This window comes from Rhodococcus sp. AC861 (genome assembly GCF_979256035.1).
The window spans coordinates 159,925-182,916 of record NZ_CEEDMW010000006.1; the positions used below are offsets into that span (position 1 = coordinate 159,925).

At 66.7% G+C, this 22,992-nt stretch carries 21 protein-coding genes and 1 tRNA gene; 10 read left to right on the forward strand and 12 right to left on the reverse strand.

Annotated features, from left to right (window positions below; translation table 11 throughout):
* The first annotated feature begins 27 nt into the window (after window positions 1-27).
* Window positions 28-780 (forward strand): CDP-alcohol phosphatidyltransferase family protein, encoded by a 753-nt coding sequence (locus tag AC0IX4_RS19175; protein ID WP_471830507.1) that lies wholly within the window; start codon window positions 28-30, stop codon window positions 778-780.
* On the opposite strand, the gene AC0IX4_RS19180 is transcribed toward AC0IX4_RS19175, so the two are convergent.
* Window positions 737-1,576: a YhjD/YihY/BrkB family envelope integrity protein gene (locus AC0IX4_RS19180; protein ID WP_471830508.1), complete on the reverse strand. Its 840-nt coding sequence runs from the start codon at window positions 1,574-1,576 to the stop codon at window positions 737-739. The genes AC0IX4_RS19175 and AC0IX4_RS19180 overlap by 44 nt on opposite strands.
* A gap of 104 nt (window positions 1,577-1,680) precedes the next feature.
* Between AC0IX4_RS19180 and glgX the strand changes: the two genes are divergently transcribed.
* The gene (gene glgX / locus AC0IX4_RS19185) at window positions 1,681-3,726 is read left to right on the forward strand and encodes a glycogen debranching protein GlgX (protein ID WP_471830509.1); all 2,046 of its coding nucleotides are present in this window, start codon (window positions 1,681-1,683) and stop codon (window positions 3,724-3,726) included.
* A 40-nt stretch (window positions 3,727-3,766) separates the two neighbouring features.
* Here the strand turns inward: glgX and AC0IX4_RS19190 are convergent, their stop codons facing one another.
* The 4 genes from AC0IX4_RS19190 to AC0IX4_RS19205 are packed head-to-tail and all read right to left on the reverse strand — an operon-like array spanning window position 3,767 to window position 7,178.
* Complete coding sequence (locus AC0IX4_RS19190; RefSeq protein ID WP_471830510.1) at window positions 3,767-4,888, reverse strand: TetR/AcrR family transcriptional regulator; 1,122 nt, start codon at window positions 4,886-4,888, stop codon at window positions 3,767-3,769.
* Entirely contained in the window at window positions 4,885-5,994 is a 1,110-nt protein-coding gene (locus AC0IX4_RS19195; RefSeq protein WP_471830511.1) for a sulfate/molybdate ABC transporter ATP-binding protein, read from the reverse strand. The genes AC0IX4_RS19190 and AC0IX4_RS19195 overlap by 4 nt, the downstream gene beginning before the upstream one ends.
* On the reverse strand, window positions 5,991-6,785 hold the full coding sequence (locus AC0IX4_RS19200) for an ABC transporter permease (RefSeq protein ID WP_471830513.1): 795 nt from the start codon (window positions 6,783-6,785) through the stop codon (window positions 5,991-5,993). Before AC0IX4_RS19200 ends, AC0IX4_RS19195 begins: the two co-directional genes overlap by 4 nt.
* The gene (locus AC0IX4_RS19205) at window positions 6,786-7,178 is read right to left on the reverse strand and encodes a TOBE domain-containing protein (protein WP_471830732.1); all 393 of its coding nucleotides are present in this window, start codon (window positions 7,176-7,178) and stop codon (window positions 6,786-6,788) included. It abuts the gene before it with no gap.
* Between the two features lie 480 nt (window positions 7,179-7,658).
* Between AC0IX4_RS19205 and AC0IX4_RS19210 the strand changes: the two genes are divergently transcribed.
* Window positions 7,659-8,873 (forward strand): L,D-transpeptidase, encoded by a 1,215-nt coding sequence (locus tag AC0IX4_RS19210; RefSeq protein WP_056075404.1) that lies wholly within the window; start codon window positions 7,659-7,661, stop codon window positions 8,871-8,873.
* A gap of 3 nt (window positions 8,874-8,876) precedes the next feature.
* On the opposite strand, the gene AC0IX4_RS19215 is transcribed toward AC0IX4_RS19210, so the two are convergent.
* A complete protein-coding gene (locus AC0IX4_RS19215; RefSeq protein ID WP_052493360.1) occupies window positions 8,877-9,572 on the reverse strand; it encodes a M23 family metallopeptidase in 696 nt (231 codons plus the stop codon).
* A gap of 537 nt (window positions 9,573-10,109) precedes the next feature.
* Between AC0IX4_RS19215 and AC0IX4_RS19220 the strand changes: the two genes are divergently transcribed.
* Window positions 10,110-11,333: a DUF4185 domain-containing protein gene (locus tag AC0IX4_RS19220; RefSeq protein WP_056075407.1), complete on the forward strand. Its 1,224-nt coding sequence runs from the start codon at window positions 10,110-10,112 to the stop codon at window positions 11,331-11,333.
* Between the two features lie 55 nt (window positions 11,334-11,388).
* On the opposite strand, the gene AC0IX4_RS19225 is transcribed toward AC0IX4_RS19220, so the two are convergent.
* Window positions 11,389-11,461 (reverse strand) — tRNA-His (locus tag AC0IX4_RS19225).
* Between the two features lie 85 nt (window positions 11,462-11,546).
* Window positions 11,547-12,149 carry an oligoribonuclease gene (gene orn, locus AC0IX4_RS19230; protein WP_042575999.1) on the reverse strand — a complete coding sequence of 201 codons (603 nt, stop codon included), beginning with the start codon at window positions 12,147-12,149 and terminating at the stop codon, window positions 11,547-11,549.
* A 74-nt stretch (window positions 12,150-12,223) separates the two neighbouring features.
* On the opposite strand from orn, the gene AC0IX4_RS19235 reads away from it, so the two are divergent.
* The gene (locus tag AC0IX4_RS19235) at window positions 12,224-13,798 is read left to right on the forward strand and encodes a helicase HerA-like domain-containing protein (protein ID WP_056075410.1); all 1,575 of its coding nucleotides are present in this window, start codon (window positions 12,224-12,226) and stop codon (window positions 13,796-13,798) included.
* A 4-nt stretch (window positions 13,799-13,802) separates the two neighbouring features.
* On the opposite strand, the gene cmrA is transcribed toward AC0IX4_RS19235, so the two are convergent.
* Both cmrA and AC0IX4_RS19245 read right to left on the reverse strand, forming a co-directional pair.
* Window positions 13,803-14,609 carry a mycolate reductase gene (gene cmrA, locus AC0IX4_RS19240; protein ID WP_471830515.1) on the reverse strand — a complete coding sequence of 269 codons (807 nt, stop codon included), beginning with the start codon at window positions 14,607-14,609 and terminating at the stop codon, window positions 13,803-13,805.
* 45 nt (window positions 14,610-14,654) lie between these two features.
* The gene (locus AC0IX4_RS19245; RefSeq protein ID WP_471830516.1) at window positions 14,655-16,661 is read right to left on the reverse strand and encodes an FAD-dependent oxidoreductase; all 2,007 of its coding nucleotides are present in this window, start codon (window positions 16,659-16,661) and stop codon (window positions 14,655-14,657) included.
* A gap of 23 nt (window positions 16,662-16,684) precedes the next feature.
* Between AC0IX4_RS19245 and AC0IX4_RS19250 the strand changes: the two genes are divergently transcribed.
* Both AC0IX4_RS19250 and AC0IX4_RS19255 read left to right on the forward strand, forming a co-directional pair.
* Window positions 16,685-18,013, forward strand: a complete 1,329-nt coding sequence (locus AC0IX4_RS19250; protein ID WP_471830517.1) for an MFS transporter — start codon at window positions 16,685-16,687, stop codon at window positions 18,011-18,013.
* Entirely contained in the window at window positions 18,010-18,606 is a 597-nt protein-coding gene (locus AC0IX4_RS19255) for a GyrI-like domain-containing protein (protein WP_471830518.1), read from the forward strand. The genes AC0IX4_RS19250 and AC0IX4_RS19255 overlap by 4 nt, the downstream gene beginning before the upstream one ends.
* Here AC0IX4_RS19255 and AC0IX4_RS19260 read toward each other — a convergent pair.
* Together AC0IX4_RS19260 and AC0IX4_RS19265 are read right to left on the reverse strand one after the other, a co-directional pair.
* A complete protein-coding gene (locus tag AC0IX4_RS19260) occupies window positions 18,603-19,412 on the reverse strand; it encodes an alpha/beta fold hydrolase (protein ID WP_471830519.1) in 810 nt (269 codons plus the stop codon). The two genes, AC0IX4_RS19255 and AC0IX4_RS19260, sit on opposite strands and share 4 nt — an antisense overlap.
* A gap of 40 nt (window positions 19,413-19,452) precedes the next feature.
* Window positions 19,453-20,130, reverse strand: a complete 678-nt coding sequence (locus AC0IX4_RS19265) for a TetR family transcriptional regulator (protein ID WP_042575990.1) — start codon at window positions 20,128-20,130, stop codon at window positions 19,453-19,455.
* A 202-nt stretch (window positions 20,131-20,332) separates the two neighbouring features.
* Between AC0IX4_RS19265 and AC0IX4_RS19270 the strand changes: the two genes are divergently transcribed.
* From AC0IX4_RS19270 to AC0IX4_RS19280, 3 genes are read left to right on the forward strand one after another with little or no spacing between them, the layout of a single operon-like run.
* Complete coding sequence (locus AC0IX4_RS19270; RefSeq protein WP_042576001.1) at window positions 20,333-21,454, forward strand: ferredoxin reductase; 1,122 nt, start codon at window positions 20,333-20,335, stop codon at window positions 21,452-21,454.
* 30 nt (window positions 21,455-21,484) lie between these two features.
* On the forward strand, window positions 21,485-22,696 hold the full coding sequence (locus AC0IX4_RS19275) for a fatty acid desaturase family protein (protein WP_471830520.1): 1,212 nt from the start codon (window positions 21,485-21,487) through the stop codon (window positions 22,694-22,696).
* A 12-nt stretch (window positions 22,697-22,708) separates the two neighbouring features.
* Complete coding sequence (locus tag AC0IX4_RS19280; protein ID WP_042575992.1) at window positions 22,709-22,954, forward strand: hypothetical protein; 246 nt, start codon at window positions 22,709-22,711, stop codon at window positions 22,952-22,954.
* The last annotated feature ends 38 nt before the right edge of the window (window positions 22,955-22,992 follow it).

Genomic DNA, 22,992 nt, shown 5'->3' on the forward strand with positions numbered 1-22,992 from the left:
CCCGCGACCGCGGGACCCGATGTCGTCGTGCCCGCAGACGCTCGGCGCCGGCCGGTCGCGCCGAGATCCGGGGTATCCGTCGGCGTGGACACACCGTCGACGCGATCCGAGTACCTGAGTCTGTGGTCCGACCTGCACGGCGGCTACGACGCGTCGTCGTCACGCATGGTCCGCGGATGGTTGACCCTGAGTTACGTCCTGGCGCGCCCACTGGCCCGCGCCGGTGTGGCCCCGAACGCGGTCACCGCGGTCGGTGTCGTCTTCGCCGTCATCGCGTTGTCGACCGCCGGCGCCGGGCCCTGGGGTGCCGGCAGCGCGGCCCTTCTCCTGATCGCGTCGGCTCTCGTGGACAGCCTGGACGGTGCGGTCGCCCTGCTACGAGGCCGTTCCTCGGCGTTCGGGTACGTCGCGGACTCCGTCGCGGACCGCCTGTCGGACATGCTGGCCTTCGCCATCCTGGCTGCTCTGGGAGCGCCGGTTCCGCTCGTGGTGGCCGTCGCCGTCCTCACCCTGCTGCACGAGACGGCGAGAGCCCGCGCGGTCTCGGCGGGCATGACGAGTATCGGCGTCGTCACCGTCTGGGAGCGCCCGTCGCGCGTCATCGCCGTGGTGGTCACCCTGCTGGGCAGTGCGATGGTCCACGACACCACGGTGTTCGCGACCATCGGCGTCGGGGTCGCCGTGTTGCTGGCCGTCATCGGTTTCAGCCAACTCGTCGTGACGATCCATCACACGCTCAGTGCGCTTCCTGCGCCTCGACCCGGTCGCATTCGAGGGTGAACACCCATCCGACGATGACGATGATGTGCAGCAGGAACAGCCACAGCACGGTGGCCACCGCTGCTCCGACAGGTTCGAGCCCTCCGAACGGCCCGGACCAGTCGATGGGTATCGCCAGGAACAGAACGTAACCCTGCAGGAAGCCCGACACGAACGATGCCGTGGTCAGGGCGCCGATCACGACGGCGCCCCACGACAGCGACGTCGGCGCCACGACGCGGAAGGTCCATCCGATCGGGACGGACAGAACGAGCCAGATCGTGACGAATCCCAGCCACACCCGGAATGCTCCCGCGCCGACACCCCCGGTCACCGATGACAGAGCCGAGCCGACTGCCAACACGGGAATGGTCAACAACGGGGTCACGACGAGGACGGGAAGAGACGATGCTCGTCCGCGCCATCCGATGAAGTTCTCTTTCTTCGGCTCGTACACCAGGAGAGCCCGACGCATTCCCTCGCCATAGAACGTCGCGGGAAGAATGGCGACCAGGATGCCGATCCACCCGATGTGCACGCCCGCATCGAACAGCGTCCTGACCGCGTCCGGCGCTCCGGCCGCCCCGGGGAGCAGCCCGGCGATGTCCTCGCCGTAGCGGACGACGGTGGTGTCACCGAGCAGCAAGGCCGTCGATCGGAGCCCCAGTAGCAGCATCGGCACCAGCGCGATGCCGCCGTAGAACGTGATGCCCGCCGCGACCAGTGCGGTGTCGCGTGCCGCGAGGCGGCGCTTCATGCCGGCCGCGATCTCCGACCGCTCCTGCACTATCCGGACTGCGGTACGGGTTCCGGCCATCCTGCGTCTTTACCCGATGCGTCACATGCTCAACCTGCGCCGTTTCGTGGCTGCCCGGGCGGGGTAAGTGGCATCCAGTCCCTCCAACAGAACTGGTGCCACACGTGACCTCGAAGACATCGACCTCGTCGACCTCCACCCCCTACCCCCTGGGTGTCAGTCGGAGATCCGACGGACGTGCGAATGTCGCACTCTATTCCGAGACAGCCGAATCGGTGACCGTGGTCACGTTCGACGACGACGGCTCCGAGCGCGCATCGACCCCTCTGCCCGAGTACACCGGCCACGTGTTCCACGGGATCGTCGAGAACATGCCGGTGGGAACGAAGTACGGCTTCCGGGTGGACGGCGAGTGGAACCCGGCCGAGGGCCTGCGCCACAACGCGGCCAAGTTACTTCTCGACCCGTACGCGAAAGCTGTTGCCGGATCGGTGGAGTGGGACGAGGCCGTCTTCTCCCATCACCACGACGAGCCCGAGAAGCGCAACGACGCCGATTCGGCGCCGTTCATGCCGAGGTCCGTCGTGGTGGACGACGATTTCGACTGGGGCGACGATGCGGCACCGCGAATCCCGTTGTCCGAGTCCGTGATCTACGAGGTCCACGTCAAGGGCTTCACCCAGCTCGACGAGGCCGTCGACGCCGACATCCGCGGCACCTACGCGGGTCTGGCGCACCCGTCCGCCATCGAGCATCTGACCAGACTGGGCATCACTGCCGTCGAACTGCTGCCGACTCATCAGTTCGTGCAGGATTCGCATCTTCTGGAGGAGGGCCGACGGAACTACTGGGGATACAACTCCGTCGGATTCCTCGCTCCGCACAACGAGTACAGCAGCGCCGGCGACACCGGCGGTCAGGTCACCGAGTTCAAGTCCATGGTCAAGGCGCTCCACGCAGCCGGCCTGGAAGTGATTCTCGACGTGGTCTACAACCACACCGCGGAGGGCAACCACCTCGGTCCGACGCTGTCCTTGAAGGGAATCGACAACGGGTCGCACTACCGCCTGGTCCCGGACGACCGGAGCGCGTACTTCGACACCACGGGTACCGGTAACAGCCTCAATGTCGGCCACCCGGCCGCACTGGCTCTCATCATGGACTCGTTGCGCTACTGGGTCACCGAGATGCACGTCGACGGCTTCCGATTCGACCTGGCCAGCACGCTGACCCGCCAGGACGAGGATCTCGATCGTCACAGCGCCTTCCTCGACATGGTCCATCAGGACCCCGTCCTGGCTCCCGTGAAGCTGATCGCGGAGCCGTGGGACACCGCCGGCTACCAGGTGGGCGGCTTCCCGGCCCGCTGGTCGGAGTGGAACGGCAAGTTCCGTGACGACGTGCGCGACTTCTGGCGCGGCGAGGAAGGAAGTCTGCCCGCACTGGCGCAGCGCGTGTCGGGCAGTCCCGACGTGTACGAGAACGACCGTCGCCCGACGTTGGCGAGCGTCAACTTCGTCACCGCCCACGACGGCTTCACGCTGGCGGACCTGACGATGTACGACGAGAAGCACAACGAGGAGAACGGTGAGGACAGCCAGGACGGCGAGTCCGACAACCGATCGTGGGGATGCGGTGCGGAAGGTCCGACGGACGACGCCGACGTCAATGCGCTCCGCGACCGTCAGCGTCGCAACTTCCTCGCGACTCTGCTCCTGTCCGCCGGTGTGCCGATGATCCTGGGCGGCGACGAACTCGCTCGGTCCCAGGGCGGCAACAACAACGCCTACTGCCAGGACAACGAGATCTCCTGGTACGACTGGGCCGCCGCCGACGACCAGCTGGTCGAGTTCACCACCGCCCTGATCGGGCTGCGCCGCGAGCATCCGTCCTTGCGGCCGGTGTGGTTCCGCCACGGCGAGGAAGGCGGCTCGGGAGACACCGTCGACTTCCAGCGCGCCGACGGCGTAGCGATGGAAGAGGGCGACTGGACCAACGGGTCGAACAAGTCCATCGCGGTCCTCTACAAGTCGACGGCCGAGGACGCCGTGTTCCTGTGGTTGATGAATGCGGCCGACACACCGGTGGAATTCACACTGCCTGACGAGACGTGGGCGTTGACGCTGTCGAGTGATCCGGATCAGAAGGTGGCGGATGCACCGACGTCGATCCTGGTGCGTGACCGCTCCTTCACTCTTCTGCAGGCGTAGCCGGCTGCGGTGAGCCCCGGTCGTCGTCGACGGCCGGGGCTCACTGCTGTGATCCCACGTCGAGCAGTGCGTCGACAATCGTCGACACGGTCGCCGCGTCGGTGGTGCGGGACATGTCGTCGATGACGGTGAACGCCGCTTCCACCAGGAACGAGACCTCGGCTCGGCGTCGCTGCGGGTCGACGAGTCGGACGAGATGGACCCACTCGGCGTGGTCCTGTCGGATCATGTGCGCGAGTCGTCGACGGATCTCGGGATCGTGCTGGTGCACATGGCTTCTCATGACGCGGAGTCCTGGTGACCGCGAAGCGTCGAGGGTGCGCAGCGCCACCAGTGTCCGCACCGCCTGTAGCGGGTCGTCCGTGTCGGACAGGACGTGCGCCGTCGTCTCCGCGTTCCGTCGCGCTGCTCCGAGACACGCTTCCGCCAGCACGGCCGCCTTGCTTCCGAAATACCGGTACACGCTCGACGGTGCCAGGTCGACGGACGATGCGATGTCGGCCATGGTCACCTCGGACGCATCCCGTGTGGCGAAGAGTTCCGTGGCCGAGCGCACCAACGCCTCGCGTTTGCCCACGGCGCCGATTCCTCGCGCCGTCGGGGTGACGTCGCCGGGGCGTCGAGGGAGTGTCGTCGCCAGTATCCGGGAGGCGGCGTCGTCGAGAAGGTGAACGGTGGTGCCGGCCGCGAGGCTCGTGCGATGGGTGCCGATGCTGGACATCATCGACAGCAGAGACGCTGTGATGGTCTGCACCGCAGAGGAATCGACGTCGGGACGTGCCGAGGCGACTCGACGCTCGACCGCCCGTCTTACCGATCCGAGCGCCGCGTCGACGGCAGTCCGATCGTGTTGGTTCAGATTCCGTCGATCCCGTCTGAGCGTGCCCAGAGATCGGCGGACCGCGACGGCACCGGCCGCGACGGTGTCGAGTGTCGCCGGTGTGTGCACCTGCACCGGCCGGGCGAGCCTGCGCGCGGCGTCGAGGTGCACCGCCCGCAACACGTCGTACTTCGTGTCGAAGTGTCGGTACACGGACGGTCCGGTCGTGCCGACGGCTGCCGCGATGTCGTCCATTCCGACTGCGCCGTAACCACGTTCACCGAACAGGTCGGCCGCGGCACGGGCCAGTGCGCGCCCTCGCGGGGAGAGCGGCCCCGTCACGGGTCGAGGCGAGCGTGCGGATCCCGCGCCCGGTGCAGGGCTACCTCGCCGGCTTTTACGACGAAGAACACCCTGCGTCCGGGAACGAGGGCGAGTTCCGTGGCAGCCGCGACGGTCACGTCCGCATGCAGTGGACGAAGATCGCCCGTCGACACGGAGGTGATGCGGACGGACGCACCCGTCGATTCCACGTGGCCGATCTCTACCGGGAGGACGTTGCGCGGACTACCGACGGGCGCGTCGACGAAGACTGCCACCGCCGTCGGGTGCAGGAGCGCGACACCCGCCGACCCGGTCATGACGGGCTCGTCGGTGTGTCCCCGGATGTCCGTGCCCGACGCGGTGGTCAGGACATCGGGAGCGGTGAAGCGCCCCTCGATCGAGTTGACCCCGGCGATCGTCGCCGCGAAGGTGCTGCGCGGAGCCCGCAACACGTCGTGCACCGTTCCTGTCTCGACCACGCGACCGTTCTCGACGACCGCGACACGATGGGCGAGGGTGAGAGCGTCCACCTGGTCGTGCGTCACCAGCACCGTCGTTCGCGAGGTCTCCTGCAGAACCTCGCGCAGCACGCGGCGCATCATCGGGGCGGAGTCCGCGTCGAGTGCCGCGAAAGGCTCGTCGAGCAACAGCACGTCCGGATCCGCCGCGAGCGCGCGTGCGAGGGCGACACGCTGGGCCTGACCGCCCGACAGTTCCCGAGGCCGTCGATCGGCGAGGTCGAGAGCACCGACGGTGTCGAGTCGGTCCCGGGCGATGCGGATGCTGCGTGCACGACCGTCGCCGCGTGAGCGGGGTGCGAACGCCACGTTCTGCAGAACGTCGAGGTGCGGGAACAGGAGCGGATCTTGCGCGAGGAGAGCGACCCGGCGACGGTGCGGCGGAACATGGTGTCCACTACCGGTATCGGTCAGCATGCGGGCGCCGATCCGCACCGTCCCCTCGTCCGGACGGACAAGCCCCGCGGCGAACGCCAGCAGCGTCGACTTACCGGCGCCGTTCGGTCCGAGCAGGGCGGTGACCGCACCGGACGGCACTGTCACCGTGAGGTCGACACCGCGGGCGCTCGACCGGGCGTCGACGTGCAGCGAGAGGTCCTCCGTCACAGCACGCCCACCGGACGTCGGCTGCGGGTGACGATCACGACCACCGCGGCGATGACGATGAGAACCAACGACAGGGCCACGGCAGCATCGGGGTCGGTCTCACGCTGGAGGTAGATCTCCAGCGGCAAGGTGCGCGTCACACCCTCGAGCGACCCGGCGAACGTGAGGGTCGCCCCGAACTCGCCCAGCGCCCGAGCGAAGGACAGGACCGCGCCCGAGACCAGAGCCGGCAGGACGAGGGGGAGCGTGACCCGGCGCAGAACCGTCGTCGGTGAGGCGCCCAGGGTGGCGGCGATGACGTCGTACCTCGTTCCTGCCGTGCGCAACGCACCCTCGAGGCTGATCACCAGGAAGGGGAGTGCGACGAAGGTCTGGGCGAGTACTACTGCCGTCGTCGTGAACGCGATGTCGATGCCCCAGGCGGACAGGTGGCTACCCAGCAGTCCCCGTCGGCCGAATGTGTAGAGCAGGGCGATTCCGCCGACCACCGGGGGGAGTACCAGCGGCAGGAGCACCAGGGCGCGGATCACCGTCATGACGCGACCCGACGACCGGGCGAGGACGACGGCCATGGGCACCCCGAGCACGACGCACAGGACGGTGCTCGCCGAGGCGGTCTCCAGGCTCAGCCGCAGTGCGGCGAGTGACGATGCGGAGGTGACGAGAGCAAGGAAGCGATGCGCGTCGACGGACAGCAGCATCGCCACGAGGGGAGCCGCGATGAGCACCGTGCCCACGGCGGCCGGCGCGAGGATCCACACCGGCAGTCGAACGGACGATGTACCCGACATTCAGGGTGTCTCGACGATGACGGTCGTGGCCTTGACGACAGCTACGGCGACACTGCCCGGTTCCAGGCCCAGAGTCCGCACCGACTCTGCGCTCATCAGAGACGTGACCGTGAACGGTCCGCACTGCATCTGCACCTCCGCCATGACGGTGTCGACGACGACGGAGACGACCAACCCGGCCAACCTGTTGCGCGCGGAGCTGACCGTGCCGCTGGGATCGGGCGGCGCGGCGGCGCGTGCCCGCGAGTGCGCGGCGAGAGAGGCGCCGTCCACGACGGTCCGTCCGGACGAATCCTTGGAGGACGCGACGACGCCACTGTCGACCCATCGTCGGACCGTGTCGTCACTGACGCCGACCAGAGCGGCGGCGTCGCGCACGCGGAGGCCGCTCACCGTGCTCCGCCATGAGGCTCGGACGCAGATGCGGCGCCCGACGGTCCCTGTATCCGCATCCACGTGATGGTAGTCGGCGGGAACAGACTGCGGCATGCCTGCGTTGTGCAGTACGACGGTGATCGGATCCATGCCCCGGGTACCACCCCATAAGCCGCTGCGAGCGGCCACTTGCCGAGAGGCGCACGGCCGACACCGTCCACGAAGCCGCCGAGCATCATGCTCGGCGGCTTTCGCGTGTGCGGGGTGCGTTTGTGACTGTCGACAGGTTCGCGTGAAAACAGCGTCCAACTCGGCAAAATGGCACGTCCGGTCGGTTTTCCGTCCCACGGCGGTGCCGATATGCCCTCGCCCGGGCTGTCCTGCGCAGCGATCGGTACGCGACCGTGACCACGGCGCACCGCAGCCGAGTGGTGAAGAACTGCAGGTGAATGGCATGATGTGGGCGGATCGAGTGGTCGGCGTGAGTGGAGTTCGAGTATGAGGAAGTCGTCCGGAATCGGTGGACTCGGGAAAGCGGCACTGGTCGCGTCCGTGATGGCCGTTGCGGTCTCCGTCGTCGGCTGCACGGCCGGGTCCGAAGGCGCCGCAGCTGCCCCGCCCGCACCCATCGACTCCAATCCTTTGTCGGAACTCATGAAGCCGAAGGTCTCGCTCCCCGTCCCGGACGCCTCCGTCGGTTTCTCCCCGAGCGCTCCCGTGGCCGTCACCGTGACGGACGGGACGCTGTCCGAGGTCACCCTCGCCGACGCGGCCGGAGCAGTCGTTCCCGGCGTTCTGTCACCGGACCGGTCGTCGTGGACCAACAACGAGCCGCTGGGGTACAACGACACCTACACGCTCCGCACCCGCGCCTTCGGCCTCGGCGGCGAAGCCTCGTCGGTCTCCACCTTCACGACCAGCTCGCCCGACAACGTCACCAAGCCCTACCTGCTCCCGTCGGAGAACGAGATCGTCGGCATCGGTCAGCCGGTGGCCGTGCAGTTCGACGAACCCGTTCCGGACAAGATCGCCGCGCAGAACGCCATCACCGTCGTGACCGACCCGCCCGTGGAAGGCGCGTTCTACTGGGTCAACCAGAAAGAGGTGCGGTGGCGCCCGCAGAACTACTGGGCACCGGGCACCCGTGTCACCGTGAACGTCGACGTCTTCGGCCGCGATCTCGGCGAGGGCCTCTTCGGGCAGGAGAACGCCTCCACGTCGTTCTCGATCGGAGACGCGGTGATCGCCACGGCCGACGACGACACGAAGCAGGTCACGTTCTCCGTGAACGGGGTGGACGTCAGGACGATGCCCACGTCCATGGGTAAGAACAGCACACCGACCGACAACGGCGTCTACATCATCGGCGACAAGTTCGCGTCCATGGTGATGGACTCGTCCACCTACGGAGTCGCCGTGGACTCCGCGCAGGGATACCGCACGCCGGTGGACTGGGCCACCCGAATGTCGTACAGCGGCATCTTCTTCCATTCCGCGCCGTGGTCCGTCGGATCGCAGGGCTATTCCAACGTCAGCCACGGCTGCCTGAATCTGAGCCCGTCGAACGCGAAGTGGGTGTACGACAACACCAAACGCGGCGACATCACCATCGTCAAGAACACGCTGGGCGGAACTCTTTCGGGCACAGACGGACTGGGCGACTGGAACATTCCGTGGGACGAGTGGAAAGCCGGTAACGCCCAGTCCGTCTGAGCCTCAGACCGCGAGTCCGAGTGCGGTGAGATAGCCGACCGGATCGACACTCTCACCGCCGCGGCGAACCTCGAAGTGCAGGTGCGGGCCGTTGGAGTCGCCGGTGCTGCCGACCGCTCCGATGGCTTGTCCGGGCGCGATGGTGTCGCCGACAGCGACATCGATACGGCTCTGGTGCCCGTAGAGCACCTCGGTGTCGCCCTTCTTGATCTTGACCAGGTTGCCGTAGCCGTCGCCCGCGTCGCCGGCCTGCACGACGGTGCCACCGGTGACGGCGTAGATGGTGGTGCCCTGGGCCGCACCGAGGTCGATGCCCTCGTGGTTCTGCTGTCCGCTGCCTGTCGGGTTGCTGCGTCCGCCGTAGCCCGAGGTGACCTCGAAAGTGCCGGGGGACAACGGCAACCGAGCTCCACCGACACCCAGTGGTGCCGCCTGGAACGGCGACGTCGCGTCCGGTGTCGGGTCGGGAGTCACCGGCGTCAGTGTGATGTCGCCGAGGACGAGTCCTGCGACTTCCTGGACCAGGACGCCGGTTGCGTCGAAGACGGCCGCCAGGATGGCTGCCTGCTGCTTCGCGTTCATCGGGATGCCCGGGATCTGGAACGCCGGTAGTGCGGGCAACGGCGGCAACACGGGTGCTGCCGCGGCGGTGGGCGTACCGGCGAAGAGGAGTGCCCCTGTCGCTGCGACGCCGACCATGGCGGCCGATCCCCAGCGGCCACGCCGTCGGGGGGAGCGCGATTCAGGGCTGATCTGTGATGTTCGGTGCACGAAATACCTCCGTATGCGCCCGGGGGCGTCGACTTCTCACGTCGGCGCGGACTGTGAGGAGGAGGCGTCCCGAGGTGCCGCGGCGTCCACTGACGACACAGCCGTCGACGCCACGCGGGTCCGCACGAGCGGGCGACGCGAGAGCACGGCCATGCCGCACCGGCGAACGCGAATGCCCTTCCCTTGGCTTTCGGGTACGACCGGTGGAACAACACAGGTAACACGGGGCGCACCTTCCCCAAGAGCGCCATCGGTCACTCTACGGGACTTGAGTATCGCTGGGTAACACGAATGCTCAATTACACCAACGTAATTCGAGCGGCGCCGCCTAGCTGGGAAAACACATGCGTGTAATTCATCGGAGGCCCTGCTCATGCGGGGAGGTCGGGCTCCATGGCCGACTGATACCTTTCGTGCGGGGCGGGGTTACTGCCGCGTGCAACGCGACTGTGGGGGATTTTCGATATGGGACGACAACGGGCGATGGCTGCTGCCCTGGCATTGATGGTGGTCGGGGGATCGAGCCTGGCGCTCGCACCGGTAGCCGTCGCCGAACCGTGCGGGGGACTCTCCGGCACCGGAATCAGCGGTATCGGCTTCCCGGGGCAGCAACCGGCCGGTCGTCAGGGCCCCGTGCCTGCATACGACGGGCCGTCGACGTCCACCGTGGCGTGGGTGACCGGACAGGAGAGCGCGAACAGGACGTTCGACCGCTTCGGGATCTCGGGAACGGATCTCGGCATCAGCTGGGACAACGGCGCCGGACAGACGTTGATGGCCTTCGGCGACACCTTCGGCAACTGCTCGGTGCCGGGTGGGCAATGGCGGCACAACGTCCTTCTGCGTAGCAATGACGCAGATCTCGCGGACGGCATCACCTTCGCGGACGGAGTTCCCGGCGATGCCTCGTCGGGTGCAGTGGTCGCCGGCAACGACCCACGGTTCGCCACGCAGCTGCTCTCCGCGCTGGGGCTCTCACCCGTCGAGTACACGATCGTTCCGACGTCGGCTATCGCGGTGAACGGCGTGCAGTACATGCACTTCATGTCGGTTCGGGAGTGGAGCGGCTCGGTCTGGTCGACCAACTACGCCGGTATCGCGACATCACGGGACAACGGGCAGACGTGGTTCCCCGAACCGAGCACGATCCGCTTCAACAGCGGCGTCACGATTCCCGGCACCGAACAACTGGATGCGCGCTTCCAGCAGGCGGCCTTCGTCCGCGGCCAGGACGGGTTCGTCTACCAGTACGGGACTCCGAACGGCCGTCTCGGTGCTGCGTACCTCGCCCGCGTCACACCCGAGGCCATGCTGGACCTGAGCCGCTACGAATACTGGAACGGCGGCGGGTGGGCTCCCGGAGTGGATGCGGCCGTGCCCGTCGTCCGGCAACCGGTCGGGGAGATGTCCGTCGCCTGGAACGCCTATCTGAACCGATACATCATGCTGTACGGCAACGACGTCGAAGGTCGGATCATGGCGCGCACCGCGTCGTCTCCGGAGGGCCCGTGGAGCGCGCCCACAGCACTCGTGGTCAACAACGACATCGGCAACTACCCCGGCGGAGGCCTGTACGCCCCGTACATCCACCCGAAGTCCGCCGGTAATGCGTTGTACTTCACGGCATCGCAGTACTCGTCCTACAACGTCATCCTGATGCGGACGAACCTCGACGCCCTGCCGCGCTAGAGAATCACGGACGAGAAAGGCCCCCGACTCGTGAGTCGGGGGCCTTTCTGTTCGGGGTGGACGACGGGACTCGAACCCGCGACAGCCAGGATCACAACCTGGTGCTCTACCAACTGAACTACGCCCACCATCACTGTGTCTGCCCCGTGGAGGGCTTCGCAGCGCGTTCGATACTAGCGTGTCCCGGGCGCGGGATGCCAATCGGTTACTCGGTCAGGCGTCCTTGTCGGTCAACGCGGTCACGACGGAGGCGATGTCCTCCGTGCTCGGGCCGGGGGGCGCGACGAAGGCGGTCTGACGGTAGTACCGCAACTCCTGGATGGACTCCTCGATGTCCGCGAGTGCCCGGTGGGCCAGACCCTTGGGAGGCTGACCGAAGTAGATGCGCGGGTACCAGCGTCGGCACAGTTCCTTGATCGAACTCACGTCGATCATCCGGTAGTGCAGGTAGTCGTTCAGTTCCGGCATGTCCCGAGCGATGAACCCACGGTCGGTACCGATCGAGTTGCCGGCGAGCGGAGCCGTGCCCGCGGGCACGTGCGTACGGATGTAGTCGAGCACCTGCTTCTGCGCTTGCTCCATGGTGACGGTGGAGGCGCGCACCTCCTCGGTCAGACCGGACTTGGCGTGCATCGCGGTCACGACGTCGGGCATCGACGCGAGGGAGTCGTCGTCGCAGTGGATGACGATGTCGACACCGTCGCCCAGGACGTTCAAGTCGCTGTCCGTCACCAGAGCGGCGATCTCGATGAGCTTGTCCGAGCCCAGCTCGAGACCGGTCATCTCGCAGTCGATCCACACAAGTTTGTCGTTCACCGCTGCCACAGTAGTCCCGACGTCGACGCTAGAGTTCACCGCGAACGCCCCCACCGAACGGAGCACCGCAGACGATGACCGATTCCACCACTGCCGGACGGGCAGCCGCCATCGCTGCGGGGTACGCGACGCAGGGCCCGGCGATCGAACTCGGCAGTGTCGTGCTCGGTGGCGTGGCAGATGCCTCGGCCCGGGTGCGGTTGCCGTTGAAGATGGTCAATCGGCACGGTCTCGTGTCGGGCGCGACCGGAACGGGGAAGACGAAGACCGTCCAGGTCATCGCCGAGCAGCTCTCCGCCGCAGGCGTTCCCGTCGTGCTCGCGGACATCAAGGGCGACCTGTCCGGATTGTCTGCCGGCGGAACCGATTCCGAAAGTCTGCGGGCCCGCGCGACGGAGACCGCGGCGACGGAGTGGGCGCCCACCGGGTTCCCGGTGGAATTCCTGTCGCTCGGTACCGAGGGCGGCGCTGTCCCGGTCCGGGCGACCATCACGGCCTTCGGGCCGATCCTTCTGAGTAAAGTCCTGCAGCTCAACGCTACTCAGGAATCGACCCTTGGCCTGATCTTCCACTGGGCGGACACGCAGGGGCTCGCGCTGCTGGATCTGAAAGACCTGCGCGCGGTGATCACCCATCTCACCAGCGACGAGGGCAAGGCCGACCTGAAGGGCATCGGCGGCGTCTCGTCGTCGACGGCCGGAGTCATCCTGAGGGCACTGGTGAATCTCGAAGCGGACGGTGGAGACACGTTCTTCGGGGAGCCGGAGATGCGCACGGAGGATCTGATCCGTATCGCACCCGACGGTCGCGGCGTGATCACGCTGTTCGAACTGGGCGCTCTCGCAGCACGTCCGGTGATGTTCTCGACATTCCTGATGTGGGTTCTGGCCGATCTCTTCCAGACTCTCCCCGAGGAGGGCGACCTGGACGCCCCGAAACTCGTGTTCGTCTTCGACGAGGCGCATCTGCTGTTCGCCGACGCGTCGAAAGCATTCCTGCAGCAGGTCGAACAGACCGTGAAGCTGATCCGTTCCAAGGGCGTCGGAATCTTCTTCTGCACCCAATTGCCCTCGGACGTACCGGGTCCGGTGTTGTCGCAGCTGGGCGCGCGTGTGCAGCATGCGCTGCGTGCCTTCACCCCGGACGATCAGAAGGCGCTGACCAAGACGGTCCGGACGTATCCGAAGAGCGAGGACTACGACCTCGAGGAAGCTCTGACGACGCTCGGAACCGGAGAAGCGATCGTGACCGTGTTGTCCGAGCGTGGAGCGCCGACACCCGTGGCGTGGACGAGGATCCGACCGCCGCAGTCGTTGATGGACACCATCGGCACCGACGCGATCACCGCGGCTGCGACAGCGAGCCCGCTCTATGCCACCTACGGGACGACGGTCGACGGCGAGTCCGCCTACGAACTGTTGAACGCCCGCATGGCGCCGGAGCCGACACCGCAGGCACCCGAGTTCCCGCCGCTGCCACAGACCTACGACCTGCCGCCGCTCCCCGAGCCGGAGCGCGACGGCCCGTCCGCGGCGGAGCGCATCATGGCGAACCCGGCCGTGAAGAGTTTCCTCCGCTCGGCTGCGAGTGCAGCAGGACGGGAGATCTCACGCAGCATCTTCGGGACGGGTCGCCGTCGACGCAGGTAGGAGGTCAGGAACCGCCGAGCTTCTTGTAGAAGCTGCCGATGATCGGGGCGCTGATGGAGCGCGGGCTGTACTGCCCGGCGACGGACATTCCCTTGCTGAGGATGCCCGGCACGATGCGCATCTTGTTCTTCTCGAGGCCGTCGAGCGAGATTCGTGCGGTGTACGCGCTGTCGATCCACAGGAAATCCGGCACCAGCTTGTCGACGATGGAGGCGTCTGCCGGATCGGGCGTCTCGGTGCGGACCGGCCCGGGTGCCAGCAGGGTGCAGTGCACTCCGGTGCCGGAGAGTTCCGAGCGCAACGACTCCGAGAACGTGTTGACGAACGCCTTGGTCGCGGCGTAGGTCGCATTGTTGGGGATGGCCATGTTCCCTGCTGCCGACCCCGTGATGAGGATCCCGCCCGCCTTGCGTGCGATCATGCCGGGAAGCACCGCCAGGGTGAGGTCGTGCACCGCAACGGCATTGAGCTGCACCTGGGCGCGTTCGTAGGCGGGGTCGAGTGCCGAGACGGGCCCGAACGTCGCGATGCCGGCGTTGTTGCACAGCACCGAGATGTCGCGGCCGGCCAGCTCGTCCGCCAGCGTCTGACGCTGAGCGGGATCGGACAGGTCGTTCACGCGCACCTCTACGGCGACTCCGTGCTCGGCCGTGAGCTTCGTGGCCAGGGCCTCGAGGAGCTCACCGCGTCGTGCGACCACGATCAGCGAGTGCCCGCGGGCGGCGAGTTCGGTGGCGAGTGCTTCACCGATACCGGACGATGCTCCGGTGACGACGGCACGGGACTCTTCGGAGGGTGCTGGGAGGCTCACGGTGTCCGAGGCTAGCGTGAGCGGTTCCGACGCGGCAGCGGCGGGTCAGATGGATGCGGCGAGGCGGGTGCCCTGCTCGATCGCACGCTTCGCATCCACCTCGGCGGCGACGTCGGCACCTCCGATGACGTCGACCACGGTTCCCGATGCCACCAGCTCGTCGAGCAGGTCGCGCACCGATTCCTGTCCCGCGCAGACGACGATGCTGTCGACGGCGAGAGTGCGAGACGCCCCGTCCACGGTGATGTGCAGACCGGCGTCGTCGATCCGGTCGTACGCGACCCCGGACAGCTGCGTCACCTTCTTGCTCCTCAGCGCGGCGCGGTGCACCCATCCGGTCGTCTTTCCCAGCCGCGTCCCGATGCGCCCCTCCGTGCGCTGGAGCAGGAACACCTCGCGCAAGGCCGGTGTGGCGGCAGTGTCCGTCACGGCACCGGGAGCAGTGGGGTCGTCGGTGACGCCCCACTCGGCACGCCACTCGGCGAGGCTGGGCGCCGGCTCGGAGGTGAGGAACTCCGAGACGTCGACACCGATTCCGCCGGCACCGATGACGGCGACTCGACGGCCGATGGTCCGGTGCCCGAGGACCGCGTCGGCATACGTCATCACGCTCGGATGGTCGATCCCCGGGATCGACGGGACACGCGGGATCACACCGGTGGCGAGAACGACACGGTCGAACCCGGACAACTCGGAGGCAGTCGCCGTCGTCGAGAGCCGGACCGTCACGTTCGCCGCCTCGAGGGCGTGGGAGAAGTAGCGAACGGTCTCCGCGAACTCCTCCTTGCCGGGAATCCGCCGCGCGATGGCGAACTGGCCGCCGATCTCGGCGCGTGCCTCGAACAGTGTCACCCGGTGTCCGCGCTGACCGAGGGCGACGGCGGTGGACAAGCCGGCAGGTCCGGCTCCGACGACGGCCACGTCGGTCGCCCGGCGAGTGGGGGACAGGAGCAACTCGGTCTCACGACCGGCGCGCGGGTTGAGCAGGCACGAGGCCTTCTTGTGTACGAAGACGTGGTCGAGGCAGGCCTGATTGCACGCGATGCAGGTGTTGATCTGGTCGCGTCGGCCGCTCTGCGCTTTCAGGATCCACTCGGGGTCGGCCAACATCGGGCGTGCGAGCGAGACCAGCTGCGCGCTGCCGTCGGTCAGGATCTCCTCGGCGATCTCGGGCATGTTGATGCGATTGGCGGCCGCGACGGGCACGGTAACCACCTCGGCGAGACGCTTGGTGAAGTCGATGAACGGTGCGCGAGGGACAGACGTGACGATGGTCGGGACGCGGGACTCGTGCCACCCGAAGTCGGAATCGAACAGGTCGACACCGGCTGCCTCCAGGTCGGTGGCCAGCGCGACAATCTCGTCCCACGTCTGGCCGCCCTCGACCAGATCGGCGAGCGAGATGCGGAACGAGAGCAGGAACGTCGGACCCACCGCCGCCCGCGTGCGTTGCACGATCTCGACGGCGATACGACGGCGGTTCTCCGCCGATCCGCCCCATCTGTCCGTGCGCTGGTTGGTGCGCGGTGCGAGGAACTGGTTGAGGAAGTAGCCCTCGCCGCCCATGATCTCGACGCCGTCGTACCCGGCGCGCTGTGCGAGTCGAGCGCAGCGCACGTAGTTCCTGATCTGCCACTCGACCCCGCGGTCGCTCAGACCTCGAGCTCGGAAGGGGGTGATGGGCGACTTTCCCGACGAGGCGCTGACGCTGAACGGGTGGTAGGAGTACCGACCTGCGTGCAGGATCTGCAGCAGGATCTTGCCGTCCTCCCGGTGCACCGCGTCGGTCACGCGGCGGTGGCGTCGAGCTTCGAGTCGGTTGGTCAATTTCGCCGCGAACGGAAGAAGCCAGCCGGTGCGGTTGGGCGCGTACCCACCGGTGACGATCAGCGCGACCCCTCCGCGCGCCCGCTCGGCGAAGTAGGCGGCCAGTTTGTCGACGTCCTTGGCCCGGTCCTCGAGCCCTGTGTGTATGGATCCCATCATCACGCGGTTGCGCAGCGTGGTGTGGCCGACCTCGATCGGGGACAGGAGAACGGGGAAGTCGGTCATCTCGGCACCTTATGCTCCGACGCATGGTCGTTGTGGGTAGCCCTGGCGCGGTGTCGAAGAAGCAGGTGCTGTCGTGGGGGTTCTGGGACTGGGGTGGCGCGGCGTTCCAGGCCGTCATCCTCACCTTCGTCTTCTCGGTGTATCTGACCGACTCGGTCGGAGCGGACCTGCCCGGCAGTATCTCGGCGACCACGTGGTTGGGCTGGGCACTGGGAATCGCCGGGCTGTCGATAGCCCTGCTCGCCCCCGTGTCGGGTCAGCGCAGCGACGCGAAGGGACGTCGCAAACGACTCCTGTTCGTCCTGACCGCAGCGACCATCGTGTGCATGGCGGCGTTGTTCTTCGTCAAGGACGACTACCACTATCTGTGGCTCGGACTGGTGCTGCTGTCCATCGCCTCGGTGCTCTTCGAGGTCGCCCAGGTTCCGTACACCGCGATGCTGCGGCAGGTGTCGACGCCCGACAATCTGGGTCGGGTGTCCGGATTCGGCTGGGCCATGGGCTATTTCGGCGGCATCTTCCTGCTGTTGCTGTGCTATTTCGGCTTCATCACCGGCGACGGCGATACACGCGGATTCTTCGACGTCAGCACCGACGGCGGGCTGAACATCCGTCTGATCGCCCTCATGGCGGCGGTGTGGTTCCTCCTGTTCGCACTTCCCGTCGTGTTCGCGGTGCCCGAACTTCCGGCCCTCGACCCCGACGCGGCTGCCGCACGCGCCGGATATCTCGAGTCCTACCGCGTGCTGTGGCGAGACGTGTCCGATCTGTGGCGGACCGAGCGTCGCACCGTATGGTTCCTGGTGGCCAGCGCACTGTTCCGGGACGGTCTCGCCGGGGTCTTCACGTTCGGCGCGGTGCTGGCGGTGACGGTCTACGGCATCTCGGCCGCCGACGTGCTGCTTTTCGGCGTCGCTGCGAACGTGGTTGCTGCACTGGGCGCTCTAATCGCCGGACGCGTGGACGACCGCATCGGACCGAAGCGGGTCATCGTCGTCTCGCTCGCGTCCATGATCGTTGCCGGGGCCATCCTGCTCGCGGTGTCGGGGCCGCTGATGTTCTGGATCTTCGGTCTGATCCTGTGTCTGTTCGTCGGCCCGGCGCAGTCGTCGTCACGCACGTTTCTCACGCGCATCGTGCCGCCGGGTCGAGAGGGCCAGATGTTCGGTCTGTACACGACCACCGGACGTGCCGTGTCGTTCCTGTCGCCGACGTTGTTCGGCCTGTTCGCCTACCTTTTCGACGCCGACCGGGCAGGAATCCTGGGGCTGCTGCTGGTACTCGGCGCCGGCCTGCTGGCGTTGCTGCGCGTCGCGGCTCCGGACGGTGATCGGGCACGGGTGACGGCGTGAAGGTCGACTTCAGGAAGGATCTGCCGACCTACTCCGCGTCGAGAGGCCGGTTCGACATCGTGACCGTGCCCCCGGTGGACTATCTGATGGTCGACGGACAGGGCGATCCGAACACGTCGGCCTACGCGGATGCGATCGCGTCGCTGTACCCGCTGGCCTACGGACTGAAGTTCCTGAGCAGGAACGAGCTCGGACGCGACCACGTCGTGATGCCCCTCGAAGCATTGTGGTGGTCCGACGACATGGAGTCGTTCACCAGTCGGCGTGACAAGTCGCAGTGGGAATGGACGGCGATGATCATGGTGCCGGACTGGATCACCGCCGACCATCTGGAGGAGGTGCGGGCGATGAAGAGCGCACCGCGCATCTCCGACGTGCGGCTCGAGCGTCTCGACGAGGGCCTGTGTGTGCAGACTCTGCACATCGGGTCCTACGACGACGAGGCTGCCGTACTGGCCGAGATGCACGACGTCGTCGTCCCGGCGCGCTCGCTCGGCATGACGGGGCGTCATCACGAGATCTATCTGAGCGACCCGCGGCGAGTGGATCCTTCGAGACTGAGAACGATTCTGCGACAGCCCGTCTCGCGCTAGCGCGCGAGAATCTCGTCGGCGAGTCGATCCGGGAATTCCTCGGGGATCCAGTGGCTTCCCGACAGCTCCACGAATTCGTAGGTGCCGCTGACGTGCTGGGCGCAGAGTTCGGCCGCGACGCGCCCGACGGCCGTGTCCTGGTTGCCCCAGACGAAGGTCGTGGGAACGGTCACCGGTCCGAGATCGGCGAAATCCCGCGTCATGGCCCGGTACCACTCGAGAGCCGCGGTCAAGGTCGCACGATCGCCCATGACAGGCAGATGCTTGTGGACGATCGTCGAATCCTCGGCACCGGAGAACATCGCGATCAGGCGGCGCGCGCCGTCCTCGAGCAGGAGATCCTCGGCCTTTCCGGGCTGTCGGAACAACGTCATGTATTCGCTGCGCTTCTTCTGGTCCTCGTCCTCGCGGATGGCCCAGCCGAACGCAGCGGGATGCGGAACCGACACGGCAGTGAGGGTGCGGACCCGCTCCGGGTGCCGCACCGCGACGTACCAGGCGACTATCGCGCCCCAGTCGTGGCCGGCCAGGTCGACGGCGTCGAGACCCAGGCTGTCGAGCATTCCGACGACGTCGTCGACGAGGTAGTCGATCCGATAGGACTCCGTGCCCTCGGGGCGGGCGCCGGGGGAGTAGCCGCGTTGGTTCGGAACCACGACGTCCCGGCCGGCATCGGCCAACCGGACGGCGACGTCGTGCCAGCTCGCGGACGTCTCGGGGAATCCGTGCAGGAGAAGGGCGGGTCTGTTCCCGGCCGTTCCGTACCGATCTGCGTCGAAAGTGAGGTCGCCGACAGAGATGCGCATGCATCCGAGGTTAGCGGCTCGTCGGTCGCGTCGGGCGTGGCTACGCGCGCAGCGCGGTCGCGGGTCCGCGGGCCGAGCCGAACTGTCGGGGCTTCCACTGACCCATCCCCAGCATGATCACCCGCAGCTGGGACAGGGCGCGCTCGACGATGTCGCGCTCGGCGGCACTGGACGGCGACACTTCGACGAGGTCGACGACCGTTGCCAGCATCGTGTTGACGATGAGGTCGGCGACCATGTCCAGATCCTCGCCCGGCCAGGACGAGAGCGCGGGGATGCGCGAGAGGTCCTGGGTCAGCTCGTGAACGATCATCTGCAGCTCGGTCTCGATCGCCCGTCGGACCTCGACGATGCCGCCGGACCGCTCGCGAATGAGGAAGCGGAACTGGACGTCGTGCTCCCGGATCTCACCGATCAGCAACTCGAGCGATTCGCGGGCGTTGTCGGCGGAGGGGTGGCGGCGGACATCGCGCAGGATCTTGCGGAGCACCCGCATGCTGTCCTCGACCACCGCCACACCGAGGTCTTCCATCGAGGCGAAGTGGCGGTAGAAGGCTGTCGGGACGATTCCGGCCGCACGGGTGACCTCGCGGAGACTCACGCTGGAGAAGCTGCGGTCCGCGATGGCGTCGAGCGTTCCGTCCACGAGGGCCCGCCGGGTTCGTTCCTTGCGTTCGGCCCTGCTGGCCGTCGCGGAACCTGCGGAGTTCTCGGACATCCCTCGACATTAACCGACATCAGTGTATGAGTGTGCACTTCCGCATCACGGGAGCCAGGCGCGTCACTGCAGATCACGGTACGTGTCCGTCGTCACATTTGGCTTGATAGTTGCCGGTACGGGCTGTCACACTCGATTCCAGTGAACGCGTGTGCACTGGAGAAATCGTCCGGTCACCGGCCCGTCATACGAGGAGGACGACTTGAGCATCGCCACCACACCCACATCGCGCGGCCGTCGCAGTTCGCTGCTGTCCAAGCTGCGCCCCCGGTTGCTCGAGACGCTGACGACGCCGCATGCGGTCGACCGCTACCTCGAACTCGTCGACCCCATGATGACCGTCGACGACATGCGCGCCGAGGTGGTCGCCGTTCGTCATCAGACCTCCGACACCGTCACGCTGACGCTGCGCCCCACGTGGCAGTGGAAGGGGTTCTCCGCCGGCCACTTCGTGCAGATCGGTGTCGTGGTCGACGGCGTCCGACACACGCGCTGCTATTCCCCGGCCGGCACTGCCGGAACCGGCGACGACACGATCGAGCTCACCGTCAAGGCTCAGCCGGACGGCATCGTGTCCAACTACCTGGTCGCCTCGGCGAAGCCCGGTCTCGTGGTCAATCTCGCACCCGCCACGGGCACCTTCGAGCTGCCGAGCCCGCGACCGGACCACGTTCTGCTGATCAGTGGTGGAAGCGGCATCACCCCGGTGATGTCGATGCTGCGCACGCTGGTGCACGAGGGGTACACCGGACGCGTGGCGTTCCTGCACTACGCCTACACGGAGAACGACGTCTGCTACCGCGCCGAACTCGACCGCATCGCGGCCGAGAACGACAACGTGGACGTTCTGTACGCGTACACCGATCAGCAGAACGGTGGTCATCTGCACGGATTCTTCGACACCGAGCATCTGAACGCCGCAGCACCCTGGCACGCCTCGGCGCAGACGTACCTGTGCGGGCCGCCCGGGCTGATGAAGGGCGTCAGGTCGGTGTTCGACGACCTCGGACTCTCCGAGTCGTTGTTCTCGGAGGAGTTCGTCACCGCAGTTCCGGTCGTCGACGGGGATGCCTCGGGAACCGTGTCGTTCTCGGGTTCGTCCGTCGAGGCGGAGAACGACGGCGCCACCCTCCTGGAGCAGGCCGAGAATGCCGGGCTGACACCGGAATTCGGCTGCAGGATGGGAATCTGCTTCACCTGCACGGCAATCAAGAAGTCGGGATGCACCCGCAACGTCAAGACCGGTGAGCTCGACTCCGATCCGGACAACGAAATCCAGCTCTGCATCTCCGTCCCCGTGGGCGACGTCGACATCGACGTCTGACCCATCCACACACTCGAAGAGGAGGTCACCATGTTCGGACTCTCACTGTCCTTTCTCCCGTTCATCGGTTCCAGCTCGGCGCCCGACACCACGACGTCCGGCGTCGACGTGCTGGACAAGCCGGGCACCGACGGACCCGTCGTCCTGAGCTACGAGGCCGTGGAGGAACTCGGGCGCAAGCTCGACGACCTGCGCGCCCGCACCGTCGCGGACCTCGGTCAGGAAGACCGCGACTACATCTTCAAGATCATCAAGGCGCAGCGCGGACTCGAGGTCGCCGGTCGCGGACTGATGTACTTCGGCTTCTTCCCGCCGGCATGGATCGCCGCCGTCAGCGCCCTGAGCCTGTCGAAGATTCTCGACAACATGGAGATCGGCCACAACGTCATGCACGGCCAGTACGACTGGATGCGTGAGCCGGGCCTGAACTCCAAGGTCTTCGAATGGGACAACACGTGCCCTGGCGACCAGTGGCGCCACTCGCACAACTACATGCATCACACCTACACCAACATCCTCGACATGGACCGCGACATCGGTTACGGCATCCTGCGGATGGACAGCGCGCAGAAGTGGAACCCGTACTACCTGGGCAATCCGATCTACGCGTTCCTGCTCATGACCTTCTTCGAGTGGGGTGTCATGCTGCACGACCTGGAGGCCGAGAACGTCATCCAGGGCAAGCGCAAGTGGCACGACGTCAAGCCCCTCATCCAGGGCTGGTGGAAGAAGGCCGGACGACAGGTCCTCAAGGACTACATCGTCTTCCCCGCGCTGACCGGGCCGATGTTCGTGCCGACGCTGGTGGGCAACTTCACCGCCAACATCGTCCGCAACGTGTGGGCCTACTCCATCATCTTCTGCGGCCACTTCCCGACGGGCGTGCAGACGTTCACCGTCGAGGAGACCGCGCAGGAGACCCGCGGTCAGTGGTACGTGCGTCAGATGCTCGGCTCCGCGAACATCGAGGGTGGGCAGCTGTTCCACATCATGTCCGGCAACCTCTCGCACCAGATCGAGCACCACCTCTTCCCGGACCTGCCCGCGCACCGCTACCCGCAGATCGCGCCCGAGGTCAAGGCGCTCTGTGAGGAGTACGGCCTTCCGTACAACACTGGTGGCTTCTTCCATCAGATCGGTACTGTGTGGGGCAAGATCTTCCGGCTCGCCCTTCCCGACCGTTTCACCGGTGTGGACAAGGTGACCGGTGTGATCATCGAGCGCGAAAAAGCTGCAGCCTGAGAGGTAAGTGCCATGGTGGGCAAGTTCGAACGCAACAAGGACACAGTGCAGGACCTGACCGAATCGGCGGCCATGCACGTCGGGCGGATCGCGGTGATCATCGCGACCGCGGTCCGCGACGTCACCCGCGAGATCGGTGACCTGGTCACCGACGGCATCGAAATGCGTGAGGCCTCGCGTCGCGCAGAATCCGATACGCGCACCTTCGAAGTGATCGAGGGGGACTTCGAGGAGTCCAAGCGTTCGAACGGTCGCTAGAGCACGCTTCACAACGGCGCCACACCTGCGGGTGTGGC

What these genes read in the sequence shown, in the direction of transcription:
- AC0IX4_RS19210 (WP_056075404.1), top strand. Translation starts at nt 7,659, where the DNA reads ATGAGGAAGTCGTCCGGAATCGGTGGACTCGGGAAAGCGGCACTGGTC.
- AC0IX4_RS19250 (WP_471830517.1), top strand. Translation starts at nt 16,685, where the DNA reads ATGGTCGTTGTGGGTAGCCCTGGCGCGGTGTCGAAGAAGCAGGTGCTG.
- AC0IX4_RS19200 (WP_471830513.1), bottom strand. Translation starts at nt 6,785, where the DNA reads ATGTCGGGTACATCGTCCGTTCGACTGCCGGTGTGGATCCTCGCGCCG.
- AC0IX4_RS19245 (WP_471830516.1), bottom strand. Translation starts at nt 16,661, where the DNA reads ATGACCGACTTCCCCGTTCTCCTGTCCCCGATCGAGGTCGGCCACACC.
- AC0IX4_RS19280 (WP_042575992.1), top strand. Translation starts at nt 22,709, where the DNA reads ATGGTGGGCAAGTTCGAACGCAACAAGGACACAGTGCAGGACCTGACC.
- AC0IX4_RS19215 (WP_052493360.1), bottom strand. Translation starts at nt 9,572, where the DNA reads ATGGTCGGCGTCGCAGCGACAGGGGCACTCCTCTTCGCCGGTACGCCC.
- AC0IX4_RS19265 (WP_042575990.1), bottom strand. Translation starts at nt 20,130, where the DNA reads ATGTCCGAGAACTCCGCAGGTTCCGCGACGGCCAGCAGGGCCGAACGC.
- AC0IX4_RS19235 (WP_056075410.1), top strand. Translation starts at nt 12,224, where the DNA reads ATGACCGATTCCACCACTGCCGGACGGGCAGCCGCCATCGCTGCGGGG.
- AC0IX4_RS19260 (WP_471830519.1), bottom strand. Translation starts at nt 19,412, where the DNA reads ATGCGCATCTCTGTCGGCGACCTCACTTTCGACGCAGATCGGTACGGA.
- AC0IX4_RS19275 (WP_471830520.1), top strand. Translation starts at nt 21,485, where the DNA reads ATGTTCGGACTCTCACTGTCCTTTCTCCCGTTCATCGGTTCCAGCTCG.
- AC0IX4_RS19220 (WP_056075407.1), top strand. Translation starts at nt 10,110, where the DNA reads ATGGGACGACAACGGGCGATGGCTGCTGCCCTGGCATTGATGGTGGTC.
- AC0IX4_RS19180 (WP_471830508.1), bottom strand. Translation starts at nt 1,576, where the DNA reads ATGGCCGGAACCCGTACCGCAGTCCGGATAGTGCAGGAGCGGTCGGAG.